Source organism: Mucilaginibacter sp. PAMB04274 (assembly GCF_039634385.2).
In the GTDB taxonomy this organism is placed as follows: domain Bacteria; phylum Bacteroidota; class Bacteroidia; order Sphingobacteriales; family Sphingobacteriaceae; genus Mucilaginibacter.
In genome coordinates, this window is the sequence record NZ_CP155081.2 from 3633404 (window position 1) to 3645870 (window position 12467).

The 12467-nt window shown below is 44.0% G+C and carries 12 protein-coding genes; 7 read left to right on the forward strand and 5 right to left on the reverse strand.

Features of this window, described 5'->3' with window-relative positions; translation table 11 throughout:
- The first annotated feature begins 124 nt into the window (after positions 1-124).
- Positions 125-1822, forward strand: coding sequence for a transcription termination factor Rho (gene rho / locus ABDD95_RS15210; RefSeq protein WP_345952110.1), 1698 nt, complete (start codon positions 125-127; stop codon positions 1820-1822).
- A gap of 115 nt (positions 1823-1937) precedes the next feature.
- Here the strand turns inward: rho and ABDD95_RS15215 are convergent, their stop codons facing one another.
- Positions 1938-2177, reverse strand: a complete 240-nt coding sequence (locus ABDD95_RS15215) for a hypothetical protein (protein ID WP_345948195.1) — start codon at positions 2175-2177, stop codon at positions 1938-1940.
- A 130-nt stretch (positions 2178-2307) separates the two neighbouring features.
- A complete protein-coding gene (locus ABDD95_RS15220; RefSeq protein WP_352432911.1) occupies positions 2308-2427 on the reverse strand; it encodes a DUF5672 family protein in 120 nt (39 codons plus the stop codon).
- Between the two features lie 526 nt (positions 2428-2953).
- Between ABDD95_RS15220 and ABDD95_RS15225 the strand changes: the two genes are divergently transcribed.
- A complete protein-coding gene (locus ABDD95_RS15225; protein WP_345948196.1) occupies positions 2954-3670 on the forward strand; it encodes a CDP-alcohol phosphatidyltransferase family protein in 717 nt (238 codons plus the stop codon).
- A complete protein-coding gene (gene purS / locus ABDD95_RS15230; RefSeq protein ID WP_345948197.1) occupies positions 3667-3918 on the forward strand; it encodes a phosphoribosylformylglycinamidine synthase subunit PurS in 252 nt (83 codons plus the stop codon). The genes ABDD95_RS15225 and purS overlap by 4 nt, the downstream gene beginning before the upstream one ends.
- Before the next feature lie 497 nt (positions 3919-4415).
- On the opposite strand, the gene ABDD95_RS15235 is transcribed toward purS, so the two are convergent.
- Both ABDD95_RS15235 and folK read right to left on the reverse strand, forming a co-directional pair.
- A complete protein-coding gene (locus tag ABDD95_RS15235; RefSeq protein WP_345948198.1) occupies positions 4416-4793 on the reverse strand; it encodes an Hpt domain-containing protein in 378 nt (125 codons plus the stop codon).
- 20 nt (positions 4794-4813) lie between these two features.
- On the reverse strand, positions 4814-5299 hold the full coding sequence (folK, locus tag ABDD95_RS15240) for a 2-amino-4-hydroxy-6-hydroxymethyldihydropteridine diphosphokinase (RefSeq protein ID WP_345948199.1): 486 nt from the start codon (positions 5297-5299) through the stop codon (positions 4814-4816).
- An 87-nt stretch (positions 5300-5386) separates the two neighbouring features.
- Between folK and sppA the strand changes: the two genes are divergently transcribed.
- The gene (gene sppA / locus ABDD95_RS15245) at positions 5387-7162 is read left to right on the forward strand and encodes a signal peptide peptidase SppA (RefSeq protein WP_345948200.1); all 1776 of its coding nucleotides are present in this window, start codon (positions 5387-5389) and stop codon (positions 7160-7162) included.
- Positions 7163-7280: 118 nt separating this feature from the next.
- Here the strand turns inward: sppA and ABDD95_RS15250 are convergent, their stop codons facing one another.
- The gene (locus ABDD95_RS15250; RefSeq protein ID WP_345948201.1) at positions 7281-8999 is read right to left on the reverse strand and encodes an alpha-amylase family glycosyl hydrolase; all 1719 of its coding nucleotides are present in this window, start codon (positions 8997-8999) and stop codon (positions 7281-7283) included.
- A gap of 143 nt (positions 9000-9142) precedes the next feature.
- Here ABDD95_RS15250 and ABDD95_RS15255 point away from each other — a divergent pair, with 143 nt between their 5' ends.
- The 3 genes from ABDD95_RS15255 to ABDD95_RS15265 are packed head-to-tail and all read left to right on the forward strand — an operon-like array spanning position 9143 to position 12446.
- Positions 9143-11584: a penicillin acylase family protein gene (locus ABDD95_RS15255; protein WP_345948202.1), complete on the forward strand. Its 2442-nt coding sequence runs from the start codon at positions 9143-9145 to the stop codon at positions 11582-11584.
- Positions 11585-11604: 20 nt separating this feature from the next.
- Positions 11605-11964 (forward strand): hypothetical protein, encoded by a 360-nt coding sequence (locus tag ABDD95_RS15260; RefSeq protein ID WP_345948203.1) that lies wholly within the window; start codon positions 11605-11607, stop codon positions 11962-11964.
- Entirely contained in the window at positions 11961-12446 is a 486-nt protein-coding gene (locus ABDD95_RS15265; protein ID WP_352432912.1) for a hypothetical protein, read from the forward strand. The genes ABDD95_RS15260 and ABDD95_RS15265 overlap by 4 nt, the downstream gene beginning before the upstream one ends.
- Positions 12447-12467 lie beyond the last annotated feature (21 nt).

Consider the following 12467-nt stretch of genomic DNA (forward strand, 5'->3'; position numbering starts at 1 on the left):
CAAGGTGCATTACAGCAGCAAGATTAATTTTCTTATACAATAAATAATCCTTTTTGAATTATAATTCGTTTCCATGCCTGATACTTCTGAATTGAATGACAAATTAGTGTCTGAATTACGTCAAATGGCTAAGGAGCTGGGTATTACTGAAGCAGATGAACTGCGCAAGGCCCAGCTTGTAACCCGCATAGTTGAACAAGAAAAACTTATTGACGCAGCGCGTTCACAGCAAGCTGTGCTTAATGATAACTATACCGGTGCTCCTGCACCTGCTGCTCAGGATGGTGCAGCGGATGAGGCCGCCGATGATAAACCCCGCAAAAGAACCCGCACCGTAAAGACCAAAACGCCGGCTAGCCGCCAAGCTGCCGAAGAAGCAGGTGCCGACCTGTTTGCTGCACCCGAGCCTGTTGTACAAGCCGAAACTCAGCAAGCCGGTACGCCTAACGACGTTGAGGCAGTTGAAACAGTTGCCGCAACGCCTGCTCCGGCAGCCGAGCCTGCGGCCGCTCCTCAAGTACGGAACCCTAAGTTTGAGCGTAGGAACAACCCGCGCGAAGGCGCCCCGGCTCCCCGCGAAAACAACGCACCAAGGGAGAATAACCGGGAAAACCCGCGTGAAAACAATAACCGCGAAAACCAGCGCGATAACAACCGGGAAAACAACAACCAGCAGCAAAGCAAAAAAGACGAGATAAACCTCGACTTTGATAACGTGATAGTGAATGAAGGTGTGTTGGAGATTATGCCCGATGGCTATGGTTTCCTGCGTTCATCAGATTATAACTACCTCACCTCGCCTGATGATATTTATGTATCACAGTCGCAGATAAAGTTGTTTGGTCTTAAAACCGGCGATACCGTACGTGGTAGTATCCGTCCACCTAAAGAGGGTGAGAAATATTTTCCGCTGGTACGTGTAGAGGCAATAAACGGCCGTGTACCTGCCGAAGTGCGCGACCGTGTACCATTTGATCACTTAACGCCGCTATTCCCTTCTGAACGTTTAAACCTGTTTACTGATGCCGGCAATTATTCTACCCGTATTATGGACCTGTTCTCGCCTATTGGTAAAGGACAGCGCGGTTTAATTGTAGCCCAGCCCAAAACAGGTAAAACCATGTTGCTGAAAGATGTGGCTAACGCGATTGCAAAAAATCACCCTGAAGTTTACCTCATCATCCTGTTAATTGATGAGCGCCCTGAAGAGGTAACCGATATGGCCCGCAGCGTGCGCGCCGAAGTTGTATCATCAACCTTTGATGAACCAGCAGAGCGCCATGTAAAAATAGCCAACATTGTGCTCGAAAAAGCAAAACGTATGGTAGAGTGTGGTCATGATGTGGTAATTTTACTCGATTCGATTACCCGTTTGGCGCGTGCTTACAATACTGTAGCGCCGGCGTCAGGTAAAATATTATCGGGTGGTGTGGATGCCAATGCCCTGCATAAACCTAAACGTTTCTTTGGTGCGGCCCGTAACATTGAGGATGGCGGTTCATTAACCATTATTGCCACTGCCCTTACCGAAACCGGCTCTAAAATGGACGAAGTTATCTTTGAAGAATTTAAAGGTACCGGTAACATGGAGCTGCAACTGGATCGTAAGTTATCTAACAAACGTATTTTCCCGGCTATTGATATTACAGCATCAAGTACCCGCCGCGATGACCTGTTATTAGACCGCGATACCCTGCAACGCATCTGGATACTTCGTAATCACCTCGCCGATATGAACTCACAGGAGTCGATGGAATTCTTGCAAGGACAAATCAGGGGCACTAAAACCAATGAGGAATTCTTGATCTCTATGAACTCGTAATTTATATAACACGATAACACAGAATGTCATCTCTTACTCAAGTTCGAGATGACATTTTTATTTTTCAGAAAAAGTTGGACGGCTACCTTAGCTTCTCACTATCCAGCCAATTTAATTACCATTTGTATTCATGCCTTTCTATACAAGGTTTCAAAAAATCTTGATGATCCTGCATCCAGCTGTGTATACCAAAAGGTAAACTCTCATTATTGCGATTATTGAATGGCAGCGCTTCTTCAGGGTAGTGCTGGTATACGGCTCCAAAATGCTGCGCTATAACTTTGGGCGCTATCGTAAAGCGGGATGACAGCATCGGAAAATGCCTCGTCAGGAACAGATCATCGAGAAGAGCCACTTGCGTAATTTTCGCATCTGATGATAGGCATTCAGATAAAGTTTAAAGCGTGTGGTCATTTCATAAAAAGACGATACCTTTTTCAGACTGAACCCACCATTGCCAAAGTACTCCGGATTAGTAAGCCCGGTTATACGCCTAAAAAAATGTTATTTAAGTCGTAAGTGGGATCATAAATTACTGCACCAATGTAGTCGTAATCCATTTGACACCATTTTTCAAGCTCATCTTTAAATACAAAGGCATCCATATGACAGGTAAGTAGGCACTCATATTGCTAAAATCGTTCATAAAACTTTGGGCGAAGTGGCAATACGCTGTATAAATCAACACCACGCCATTTAAAACGCTCGATGCTTATACGCGCTTTATGGCGACAAAACTCCTCCTACCACATTGTACTTAAGCCATACAGCGCCTGGAAAGTAATAGGTGCTGGTTTAGCAACGATAACGTTTGACTGAGCGATACTTTCTCCAGGGATTTAGGCCCTTCCTGATAAATCGGTATTACTACAGTAACAAGTGCCTTATTCATTTAAAGCATTTACAAGTTTTGCTGATATAAAGACAATACAACTAAGAGGAATACCCCTCCTAACAAATTCTAATATTCACTAAAGTAAAGCTCCAATTTTAATAACGCAACAGGCAACAACCTAGTGGCGTAAGCAGCAATTTACAGGTCACAATCTCGGTAATACCAGCTGCTGTTTACCTAAAACTGCAACAAACTTTACCCATCCTTCACAATAATTGGCTATCTTCATGGCCGAAATGAGGAGACGCGTTAAAAAGCATGTACCCAACGCTATTACCTGTGCAAATCTGTTTAGCGGTTGTGTAGGAATTGTTTTTGTTACTTTACAGGATAACCTGATATTTGCTGCTTACTGCATTTTTTTGGCCGCCATTTTTGATTTTTTTGATGGTTTAGCATCCCGCGTTCTGCAGTCGTTTTCTGTTATTGGTAAGGATCTTGATTCGTTGGCCGATTTGGTAAGCTTCGGCGTCTTACCTTCCTTTATCATGTACCGCCTGTTTTTACAGGCCCCTCAGATAGAAAGCGTAAGCCCCATTTTAAATTTCATTGCCTTCCTTATCCCGGTATTTTCGGCGTTAAGACTGGCTAAGTTTAATAATGATGAACGGCAACTGGAAAGCTTCATAGGCCTGCCTACGCCGGCTAATGCTATTTTAATTGGTTCGTTTCCGCTTATTATTAAAGAGCATTACGCCTTTTTTACTGCTTACATTTTAAACCCGTTCTTCCTGGCGTTTTTCGTCATTATAATGTGCATGCTGCTGGTGATCGAACTGCCGCTCATGTCGCTTAAGTTTAAAAACCGCGATGTACAGCGTAATTTTTATCGTTATTTACTACTGCTCTTTTCGGCAATTTTAATATTGTTTTTTAAATTTGCCGCCGTACCTGCGATCATCGTTATGTATATCGCACTATCTATCATACAACTTAAATTCGTAAAGCAATGAAGTTTCAGGCCGAAATAGATGTAATGCCAAAAAAAGAAATCTTAGACCCGCAAGGTAAAGCCGTAACCGGCAGCATGAAAAACCTGGGTTTGGCCGAAATTCAGAATGTACGCATAGGCAAACACATCAGCTTAGAAATTGAAGCTGAAAACGAAGCAGCTGCTCAAGCTAAAACTGAACAAGCCTGCAAAAACCTGTTAGCTAACCTCATTATGGAAAGCTATACATTCAAGGTTTTCCCTGCCTAAAAAAGGCATCATTATTATTTCTTTTCCGTTATTGTAACAAAGGAAGCAATTGCTGCGGAGCACAGTACGCCTGTGCTTATCATCATGACAGCTTATGAAGTTGGTGCTTATTGAGCAGTGCTTAAAAACGCACATCGTCTGCTCATTGCCCTAGTGGCTACTTATTTTGTCTTCCACCAAAAGAAGCAAAAAAGGTGTAGCTGCCTCATGAATACAAAAAGCAAAACGGGTAAATAAATCAGGCCTCGATATCTCTTTTACCGCCGAGGGCAAGGCCTCCACGCTGGGCAACCACTCGATCGAAATGAAGATTGTAATTAAAATCCTTTTAAGCGATTTGAAGCAACCCCTCGCATACGCTAGAAATGGACGCGAGGAACAAGCAAGGCACGAAGAAATCCAGTTACTTTTTTAAGCGATAGCCAATAACTCTCTCACTACCGCTTGAAATGACCTGATTTATGATAACCGGTCGAAGAACCCTTCGCTGAGGATAATTAAGAAGCGCTTCCCTTTTCGGCTTTGATTTGCTCGAGCTTTACCAGGTTAGCTTCAATCAGCGCTTTGGCGGTGTTAAACCGGTCGCTTATAAAAGCCACATCGGGTACGCCACCTTTGGCCAGTACTTCTATTTCCTGCATCATGCTTTGCAGGCTCAGCATACCAAAAAAGCCCAGGTTAGGTTTCAATTTGTGTGCGGCTGCACCAGTTGCCTGCCAGTTCTGCGATGCTATCCCCTCCCCTATCTCTTGCACCAATTGCGGCGTTTGCTGCAAAAACATATCAATCGATTCTACAATAAATTCATCGCTGCCATCAGCAATTTCGTACAAAAAAGATAAGTCTAAATCTGCGTTAGGGTCGGTGTTGGACATAAGGGGCTAATAATTGTACTTCAAAAATATATTTTTTTTACGTCTAATTTATCTTTCAGGTTATTTTTAAGTTCAGTTATGGTTTGATGTAGTGTTGGATGAATTAGATCAGGCGCTATTTGGGCAAGCGGTTCCAGCGTAAACCTGCGGTTATGCATTTCGGGGTGCGGTATAACCAGGTTAGGCTCCTCAATAATTTCATCTCCATAAAATAAAATATCAATATCGATGGTACGTGCGCCCCACTTCTCTTCGCGTTTTCGCCCCAAAATCAATTCAATGCTCAACAATCTGGCTAATAATTCCTGCGGAGGCAGGGTAGTTTTAATCAACAAAACCTGGTTTAAATAATCGGGCGCATCAGTTTTTCCCCAACTTTGCGTTTCATATATATCCGAGCATTGTAAAACGGCGCCGGCTTCGGTTTCAATGCAACCTTCGGCCTGCTTTAAGTAATTTTCCCGGTTGCCTAAATTACTGCCCAATAACAAATAAACCTTTACCATGTTGTAACAAATAATATACGTTGTGCTCTAAAGCATATATTGTACTCTATTATTAAGTTTGCATAGATAAATCATTTAAAATAGTTAATGAAACAATTTTTCAAGTTCGTACTCGCCACCGTAGTTGGTATGTTTATAGTAGGTGTTATTATGCTGATTTTAGTAGTTGGCATAGTAGCTTCGGCCAGTGGTGATAAGGATGTAAATGTTAAAGACAATTCCATACTTACGATATCCTTAAAAAATGCCGTTCCGGAACGCACGCCTAATAATCCGCTTGCCGGACTTGATTTTTTAGGTTTTGATGACGACAAAAGTGTTGGCCTGAATGATATTTTGGCCAGTATTAAAAAAGCCAAGAAAGACGACAACATTAAAGGCATTTATTTAACTGATAGCTATATGCTGTCGGGCCAGGCTACAACTGAGGAAATCCGCAATGCGCTGATTGATTTCAAGAAGTCGAAAAAGTTCATCGTAGCTTACTCTGAAACCTACACCCAAGGTTTTTACTATTTGGCATCGGTTGCCGATAAAGTGTACCTTAACCCCAAAGGTTATTTTGATTTTGGTGGCATGAGCTCGCAGGTTACCTTTTTTAAAGGCGCATTGGATAAATTAGGTATTGAGGCGCAAATCATTAAGGTAGGCACCTACAAAAGTGCAGTTGAGCCATACTTTTTGGAAAAAATGAGCGATGCCAATCGTCAGCAGGTAACTTCTTACCTGGGATCGTTATACAACCAGTTCCTGACCGGTGTGAGCACCAGCCGTAAGCTAAATAAGGACAGCCTGTACAACATTGCTTACAATTTAAATGTTCGCTACCCTGAGGATGCCGTAAAATACAAACTGGTAGATGCCCTGAAGTATAAAGATGAAGTGCTGGACGAATTAAAAAAACGCACGAGTATTGAACTGAAAAAAGATCTGAACAGTGTTGCCATTGAAGAGTATGCTAAAAACACCGACAGCAAGGATAAGGATGACGATGATAAAGGTCCGGATAACCAGATTGCAATGATTTATGCATCGGGCGAAATTTCTGGCGGCAATGGCGATGACAACACCATCGGCTCTGACCGCATTTCGGCCACGCTGCGTAAAGTAAGGTTGGATGACAAGGTGAAAGCCGTTGTATTACGCGTTAACTCACCTGGTGGCAGTTCATTAGCATCAGACGTGATTTGGCGTGAGGTGAGCTTGACTAAAAAAGTTAAACCTGTGATTGTGTCCATGGGCGATTATGCCGCATCAGGCGGTTACTATATCTCCTGTGCAGCCGACTCTATTTTTGCCGAACCCAATACTGTTACCGGCTCTATAGGCATATTTGCTATACTGCCTAACATGCAAAAGTTTTTTAACGGCAAATTGGGTATTACTTTTGATGGTGTAAAAACCGGCAAGTACTCGGATTTGGGAGATGTGAGCAGGCCGCTTACACCCGAAGAGCGCGCCATTTTACAAGCACAGGTAAACCGCGGTTACGATGACTTTACCAATGCTGTTGCAAAAGGCCGCAACAAAACACAGGCCTATATTAACAGCATAGGTCAGGGGCGTGTATGGACCGGCGAACAGGCCCTGAAAATTGGCCTGGTTGATCGGCTGGGTAATATTAATGACGCTATTGCTAGCGCCGCCAAAAAAGCTAAGATTAAAGATTACAATGTTGTACCCTACCCTGAACAAAAGAGTTTGTTTAAGAGCTTTGGCAGTGACGTACAAAGCCGCGTACAGGCACACTTGGTGAAAGCCGAGCTGGGCGACAACTATACTTACTACCAGCAACTCAAAAGCGTAAAGCAAATGATGCGCATACCACAAGCCCGTTTACCCTTTATAGCAGAGATTAAATAAGAGGTTTACCAAAAAAAATAAACGCCACCCTAGGGTGGCGTTTATTTTTTGAGTTCGAATTCCGATTATGTTGTCATGAAGATAATTTATCTGCAGAATCTGAGCCTTTCTTACCCTGCTAAAACTTCAGCATAACACCACCTGCGGCAGGCAGTGTAACAGCTAAGCCACCGGCTATATCTGCAACATCGAAAGCGTTACCGCTTAACAGGTCGGTAAACATACCTTCATTACCTATTGTCAATTGCTGCCGCAAATCATCCGGCAATTGGATAGTTATAGGGTTATTGTGCCGGTTAAAGTTTACGGCAATAAGTATGCGTTGCTCAGTAGTATAGCGCAGGTATAAGTAAACACCAGGGTTAAACCCGGCGTTACGCTCATTGGCTACCATCAGTTCATAAAACTTACCTTCGTAAATGGCCGGGCACGTGTTACACAGGTTAAGCAATTTACTATAAAAGCTACGCAACTGCTGCTGGCTGGCCGACAGCTGACCACCATCAAAAGTACCGCCATTTAACCATTTTTGGTGCTCTGTAACACCCCAGTAATCAAATATTGTAGTGCGCCCGTCGGCTCCGCTAAACCCGCTGGCTTCAGTGGCAGGCTCACCTACCTCCTGCCCAAAGTAAATCATTACTGGTCCATTGGCCAGGGTAGCCGTTACAATCATGCCGGGTACGGCCAGCCAGGCATCACCGGCAAAATACGGAGACGCTATGCGCTGCTCATCGTGGTTTTCCATAAAGCGCAACATGCGGTGGTCAAAGCCCCGGCAATCATGGTTCCACACCTTATTAATTTCCCAGGTACTTGCACCATGCTCGTTGCGTGTTAAACGTTTTACGGCATCATACAGTCCCACCTTGTCGTACAGATAATCAAAGCCACCATTAAACAGGTAATTCCTGTACTGTTCCGCCTGGTAAGCCTCTCCGATAAAAATCAGCTCCGGATAGCGTTCTTTCATTTGTGGAATAATCCACGCCCAAAACTCGGAGGGCACATATTCTACCATATCACACCTGAAACCATCTATGCCTTTGTTAGCCCAAAACCTTAGAATATGCATCATTTTATGCCAAACCGGCGGTATTGGATCAAAGTGCATGTGGTAGCCGTTACGGTAGTCAACGCCGTAATTGAGCTTAATGGTTTCAAACCAGTTGTTGATAGACGGGCTGGCTGTAAACACATCATCGCCCGTTCCTTTGGCCGGGTTTTCATTAAAATAACCATCCTTCAACGGACTGCTAAAGTCTGCCCCGCCTGGTTCGTAGCCCTGTGGTACTACAAAAGGTTGGCCCGGTATGTAATAAAAATCATTAACTGCACTAAACGCCTGCGTTACATCGTCATCCTCGCCAAAATCGCGCACGCCAGCCGGCTTAACATCAGATTGGTAGGTACGGGCAACGTGATTTGGTACAAAATCAATAATTACCTTCAGCCCCTGCTCATGTGTACGGTTTACCAACGCCTCAAACTCGGCCACGCGGTTAAGTATGTTCACTGCCAGGTCAGGGTTCACATCGTAATAATCCTTAATAGCATAAGGTGAACCCGCACGGCCCTTAACCACATCCGGATCATCGGGCCGGATGCCGTAGGCCGAATAATCAGTCATGGTGGCGTGTTCAATTACGCCGGTGTACCATACATGGGTAAAGCCCATGGAGCTGATCTGGGTAAGGGCTTTAACTGTAATATCGTTAAACTTTCCGCAACCGTTCTCGGTTACAGAGCCATAGAACTTGTTAGCAGTGTTGGTATTACCAAATAACCGCGGTAACAGCTGGTAAATAACCAGTTTATGAGGTACTGTTGCTGACATAATATTATGTTAGCAATATTACAGCATTTTGCCGGTTTGGTTTGTATATTGCCTATATGGAAGCCTATAAAACAATAGTCACCCATTCTGTATTGTATAAGCCAGGCACATTCAGCTGCTTTGTTACCCTTGTTCAACCTTTCATGAAATACATCCGAGCATTATTTTCGCTGACGCTCACTGTGGCGCTTATATGGGCATTGCAAACCAAATTTGGCCCGGTGCCGCCTGTAGGTAAGTTTTTAAACCCGGCTACCGGCTTTTGGCAAAACGCCGAGAGTAAGAACATCATTAAAGAAGAAGAGTTGCATTTAGCCGGTTTGAAAGACGAAGTCATTATCCGGTATGACGAGAACCGTATTCCGCACATATTTGCCAAGAACGAGCATGACCTTTATTACGCACAGGGCTATGTTACGGCGTCAGACCGGTTGTGGCAAATGGATATTCAAACCCGGCAGGCGGCGGGCAGGCTGGCCGAGGTGATTGGGCCCGATGTTTTAGAGGTAGACCGTTACCACCGCCGCATGGGAATGGTTTACGGTGCCGAAAACTCGTTGCGGGGAATGATGAAGAATCCGCAAACCAAAATGGTAGTAGAGGCTTATACTGCAGGTATAAATCAATACATCCGCAACTTAACTATACGTAACTACCCGGTTGAGTTTAAATTGCTGAATTACGAACCTGAAGAATGGAAGCCCATAAACTGCGCCCTTTTACTAAAAATTATGTCGGAAACGCTCGCAGGCGGATCGGACGATATGGAGATGACCCATACGCTAAACAAATTTGGTGCTGCTGTTACCCAAGACCTTTTTCCGGATCAGTATTTCCAGGAAGATCCTATTATTCCTAAAGGCACCAGGTGGAATTTTAAACCTTTAACTATTCCAAAACCGTCGGCAAGTTTCAAGGCACTGTTAATGGAAAACCGTAAACCTAAAGAACGTGTGGAAGGAATTGGCAGCAACAACTGGGCAGTATCGGGCAGCAAAACCGCCACCGGCTACCCGTTACTGGCTAACGACCCACACCTAAATCTTACCTTTCCATCCATATGGTACCAGATGCAGTTATCTGCACCGGGTATAAACGTATATGGCGTATCGTTACCGGGAGCACCTAACATCATTATAGGCTACAACTCAAAAATTAGCTGGGGCGTAACCAATGTGGATGCCGATGTGCTGGACTGGTACCAGGTTAAATTTAAAGATGCCGCTAAAAACGAATATTGGTACAACAACCGCTGGAATAAAACTACACGCCGTACAGAAGTGATTAAGGTTAAAGGCAAACAGCCAGTGACAGAAAATGTAATTTACACCCATTTTGGCCCGGTTGTGTATGAAGATACGTTGCAGAAAACTAAGAAATCGTTTAGTAATGTTCCGGTTGGTGCGGCGCTACGCTGGGTAGCGCATGATGAATCTGATGAGTTGCACGCCTTCTATTTGCTCAACAAGGGAAAAAATTATGCCGACTACCGCCGTGCACTTACTTATTATGCGGCTCCGGCCCAAAACTTTGTTTTTGCCAGTTCAGAGAATGATATAGCTATTACGCCTAACGGTAAACTCCCCTTAAAGTTTAAGGAACAAGGCAAGTACATTTTAGACGGCACCGACCCGGCCAACAGCTGGCAGGGCTGGATACCTAATGAACATAATCCAACCGTTAAAAATCCGCCGCGGGGCTTTGTAAGTTCGGCCAACCAGTCTTCAACCGATGCAACTTATCCATATTACATTAACTGGCAGTTTGCCGGCTACCAGCGCGGAACACGCATCAATAGCCGACTGGCTGCCATGAACAAAATAACGGTAGATAGTATGCGCCTGCTGCAAATGGATACTTACAGCATTACGGCCCGGGATATATTACCTGCCTTGTTGAAATATATTGACCCAACCGAGCTGGATGGCAACCAGAACGAAGCGCTCAAATATATAAAACAGTGGAATCTACGGTTTGATGCCAACTCTATTGGCGCCAGCATTTTTAATAACTGGTGGGCTAATTTTTACACCCTCACCTGGAAAGATGAGTTTGATACGCCGGGTAACACATTAAAATGGCCATCGCGCGATAAAACTATACAGTTGCTGCTAAAACAACCTAACGCCAAGTGGTTTGATGATGTTAGCACATCAGTTACCGAAAGCTGTGCCGATATAGTAAATAAGGCTTTTACCCTGGCCTTAGAAGATCTGACCAGCAAACATGGACAACCAGGCCCCTCATGGCAATGGGGTAAGGTACGGCCGGTTGAAATAGAACACCTTACCCGGCAGAAGGGCTTAGGATCGGGGCTTTTTGAAACAGGCGGCTGGGGCGGTGTAGTTAATGCGATAACCGGCAGCAGCGGACCATCATGGCGTATGGTGGTACAGCTTGGTCCGCAGGTAAAAGGATATGGAATTTTTCCAGGCGGCGAATCGGGCAATCCCGGTAGCTTTTATTATACCGATTTGCTGCAAACGTGGAAAGATGGCAGGTTGAACGAGTTGCTGTTTTTGCAATCGGCTGCTGAAAAATCGAATCGAATTAAATCGACCTTAACACTGAAAAAGAAACAGTAATACCAAAACACTAAACCAAGATGCTTTTCATAATTATATTTGTACTCAGCTTAGCCACCAGCTATATACTGCCCTGGTGGGCGGTAGCCATCATTGCTTTTGCAGCAACCGTATATGCCGGTTACCGGCCTGCCCAGGCGTTTGTATCAGGTTTTGGAGCTGTGTTTTGTGTTTGGGTAATACTCGCCTTATTTAAAAGCGTGCCTAACAACCATATGCTGGCTAACCGAGTAGCCGCATTAATGGGTTTGCCTCATTGGATGATATTACTTTTGGCCACCGCATTTATTGGCGGTTTAGTGGGTGGACTGGCCGCCTTGTCAGGCTTTTATGTAAAACGGGCTTTTCAAAATGATCAGGTAAACCTCACTCATAAATGAAGGCTAAAAAGGGGCATATTGCCGTTAGAAAAAGTTCACAAACATTAGAGGTCAATAAATTACATTATAAGTACTCCTCAGAAGCGTTGTACATCAGCTGCGCCTCACTGCTATTGATCCTCTTAATTTTAAACATATATAATACCTGGCACAACAATGATGTTATTAAATCAATATCGGTTGCTCCTTCATACACGACAGCTAAGGTAATCATTGAAGAGAGTAGAATTACCCGTACTACATACGAGTTTTATGTAGATAACCGATTATATAGCGGTTCGTCTGACCAGCCTGATTACAACTCCAACTCGGCAGTTTGTGTGTCCTACTTAAAAAGCGACCCTACCGTCAATACAGTATGTGAGTCCCAAAAGAAATCCTATTTAAATCCTTTTTTATTAACGCTATTGTGTGTAGCACTTCTAACAAGCTTAACTTTTATAGCTAAATTTAACTGGTTCAATAAAAGCGCATCTCATTAATGAAATGCGCTTTCATGTTAA

Excerpts from the sequence above, each read along its gene's own strand:
- ABDD95_RS15250 (WP_345948201.1), bottom strand. The coding sequence starts at position 8,999 with ATGTCAGCAACAGTACCTCATAAACTGGTTATTTACCAGCTGTTACCG.
- ABDD95_RS15225 (WP_345948196.1), top strand. The coding sequence starts at position 2,954 with ATGAGGAGACGCGTTAAAAAGCATGTACCCAACGCTATTACCTGTGCA.
- ABDD95_RS15260 (WP_345948203.1), top strand. The coding sequence starts at position 11,605 with ATGCTTTTCATAATTATATTTGTACTCAGCTTAGCCACCAGCTATATA.
- ABDD95_RS15255 (WP_345948202.1), top strand. The coding sequence starts at position 9,143 with ATGAAATACATCCGAGCATTATTTTCGCTGACGCTCACTGTGGCGCTT.
- ABDD95_RS15220 (WP_352432911.1), bottom strand. The coding sequence starts at position 2,427 with ATGGATGCCTTTGTATTTAAAGATGAGCTTGAAAAATGGTGTCAAATG.
- sppA (WP_345948200.1), top strand. The coding sequence starts at position 5,387 with ATGAAACAATTTTTCAAGTTCGTACTCGCCACCGTAGTTGGTATGTTT.
- ABDD95_RS15235 (WP_345948198.1), bottom strand. The coding sequence starts at position 4,793 with ATGTCCAACACCGACCCTAACGCAGATTTAGACTTATCTTTTTTGTAC.
- ABDD95_RS15265 (WP_352432912.1), top strand. The coding sequence starts at position 11,961 with ATGAAGGCTAAAAAGGGGCATATTGCCGTTAGAAAAAGTTCACAAACA.
- rho (WP_345952110.1), top strand. The coding sequence starts at position 125 with ATGGCTAAGGAGCTGGGTATTACTGAAGCAGATGAACTGCGCAAGGCC.
- folK (WP_345948199.1), bottom strand. The coding sequence starts at position 5,299 with ATGGTAAAGGTTTATTTGTTATTGGGCAGTAATTTAGGCAACCGGGAA.
- purS (WP_345948197.1), top strand. The coding sequence starts at position 3,667 with ATGAAGTTTCAGGCCGAAATAGATGTAATGCCAAAAAAAGAAATCTTA.